Source organism: Moorena sp. SIO2C4 (assembly GCF_010672485.1).
GTDB lineage: Bacteria > Cyanobacteriota > Cyanobacteriia > Cyanobacteriales > Coleofasciculaceae > Moorena > Moorena producens.
In genome coordinates this window covers 1-1782 of the sequence record NZ_JAAHGN010001308.1, presented here as the reverse complement: position 1 = coordinate 1782, position 1782 = coordinate 1, and the positions used below count along the sequence as shown (strand labels likewise).

2 protein-coding genes are annotated in these 1782 nt (G+C 42.0%); both read right to left on the bottom strand.

What is annotated here, in order from left to right:
- Positions 1–11: 11 nt before the first annotated feature.
- Positions 12–1274 (bottom strand): RNA-guided endonuclease InsQ/TnpB family protein, encoded by a 1263-nt coding sequence (locus F6K20_RS36945; protein ID WP_287298190.1) that lies wholly within the window; start codon positions 1272–1274, stop codon positions 12–14.
- The gene (locus F6K20_RS36940; protein ID WP_044494422.1) at positions 1231–1713 is read right to left on the bottom strand and encodes an IS607 family transposase; all 483 of its coding nucleotides are present in this window, start codon (positions 1711–1713) and stop codon (positions 1231–1233) included. The genes F6K20_RS36945 and F6K20_RS36940 overlap by 44 nt, the downstream gene beginning before the upstream one ends.
- Positions 1714–1782 lie beyond the last annotated feature (69 nt).

The following is a 1782-nucleotide window of genomic DNA, read 5'->3' as shown; positions in this document are numbered from 1 at the left end:
ACCGATACTTTTTAGCTACCAGAATCTCTCAAGGGAAAATTTTGGCTCACTAATGCAAGTTGATTTCTCAACCAGGGTGTATCTACCAAGGCTCGTAGGAATATCCCACGAGCGCCGTTAATGTCTCGATCCATAGATCGACCATCAACTTTTGATCTAATTATTCGACCGCCGCCAATGTTGACTAATTCACCTGTCCAGCTAACCGTTTTACTGGTATAAGCTTCACAGACATCTACTACTATCTTCCCAGCTTCTATTGCCTTATGCTTCAAAAATTCCTGAAAACGATAGTGAGCAAAACTCAACATATTACGGACAGTTTTAGATCGGATTTTTCTGTTCTTTCTTTTAGACATCTGAGAGGTCTCAAAAGTTGGAAGCAGAATTACGTCAAAGTTGTCAACCAAAAACCTAGCTGTTTTGTGATGAAGTTCATTAATTAGGTTCTGAACTTTGACGATCATTCTCCTAGCCGCTTTTCTCATTCGGCGTTTCTGTCCACCACTAGATTTACTGATCTTTGATAGCAAATTGTCTAGATGTTGACATAATCGTTGGATACGAGAAAAGTCTCCATTTCCAATTTTTCCTACAGATGTCTCACTAAAGAAAGTAATAAAAGTTCTGACTCCAGGATCTAAAGCGACTACTCTACCTTGGTTTTCGGTTTTCTTTTTAGTCTCTTTATAGGGGACAACTAGGTAGTAATTCCCGTTGTTACTGGTTAGCCTACTATCGCATACCTGATCAGGAAGGCTTTCAGTGTATCCTATCTCTCCTAATTTAGTGTGATATATCCCCAAGGTCGAAACTGCTGACTTGGGTATATAGCAAGATTGAATGGGATTTTTGCGAGACCTAAACCTTACTCGCTGAATTTGAAACGTTTTATTGTACTTTTTCTTGGCCTCCCTAACAGCGGTGCAAGCATCCTTTATCGCTATCGATTTAATTTGATAAGGGACTTCCTTGCACCATTCGGGTAGGTCATTCAAAATGCCAGTTTTAATGGCTTTCCAGTTAGCTTTTGTTTCGCCATCCTGGAGGATTTTGATGGTTTTATTGAACACATAACGGGACACTCCAAACCACTTACGGATAATTGCTCGCTGTTCAGGGTTTAGGAACAGATGAATCTTCTTTGATTTTTTTACCGTACTTTCTGAGTCCGTGAACCCGGCAGGATAAGACGTGAATGATGGAGATAATATCTGCGGTAAGTTCTGATCAAAGACAACTTTCAGGTTGGTCGAGAACCAGGATTTTTCCACCGTTGAGACCGACCAAGTACTCAATGAGTTCAAACCCGAAACGGGTAAGTCGGTCTCTACAGGTAACAACAACCGTGAGCTGATCTCCAGACACGACTCGTTCCAGTATGGTTCTAAGCCCTTTCCTGTTGTAATTGAGACCGGAACCGATGTCAAAGATGATGTCTGCTTCCGGGAAGAGAGAGTGGAGGTAAGCGACTTGGCGGGCAAGATCGTCTCGCTGTTTTGTACTACTGACTCGGCAATAACAGATGGTGTAACAGCGCAATTTGTCAGACTTTGGAGCTTTTCCAAAACGGAGAAGATCTGTTGAGTCAAAGAGTCTAGTCCCTCCTGGTGTCCTTTCGCATCTGAGTGTCCCATTGTCTGCATACTTCTTTAGTGTGTTCTTGGAGAGTCCCGTAAGTTCGACCGCCTTACGGAGTGGTATTAATGCCATCTCCTTAATCTACCATAATTTAATAGTAAGTGGTAGATTAGTGGAGGTTTTTGTTAACTGTCACAAGCC

Coding starts and splice junctions, on each gene's coding strand:
- F6K20_RS36940 (WP_044494422.1), bottom strand. CDS start 1,713: ATGGCATTAATACCACTCCGTAAGGCGGTCGAACTTACGGGACTCTCC.